The organism is Staphylococcus sp. EG-SA-14 (assembly GCF_017151935.1).
Lineage (GTDB): Bacteria > Bacillota > Bacilli > Staphylococcales > Staphylococcaceae > Staphylococcus > Staphylococcus aureus.
Window position 1 is genome coordinate 1 of record NZ_JACVZM010000104.1, and the last position, 247, is coordinate 247.

Consider the following 247-nt stretch of genomic DNA (forward strand, 5'->3'; position numbering starts at 1 on the left):
GTCAATTTCAATATGACGGTTTAATGAAAGAGATGATACATCAGTATAAATTTTTGAAAGACTATTATTTATGTGAATTATTGGCACATTTGATTGAAATACCACAAACATCTTATGACTATATTGTCCCAATTCTCTTTGCATCTGTCACATAATCTATTAGGTTTCTTGAACAAATTATAAATGGTTATATTTTCATATAACTTAGCACCACAACTCAAACAATTATTCATCAATCCAACCTCTT

At 27.9% G+C, this 247-nt stretch carries 1 pseudogene; it reads left to right on the forward strand.

The annotated features are described in order from the left end of the window. Positions 1–134 (forward strand): annotated as a pseudogene (locus IDG63_RS14510) (ComF family protein); the annotation flags it as partial. Positions 135–247 lie beyond the last annotated feature (113 nt).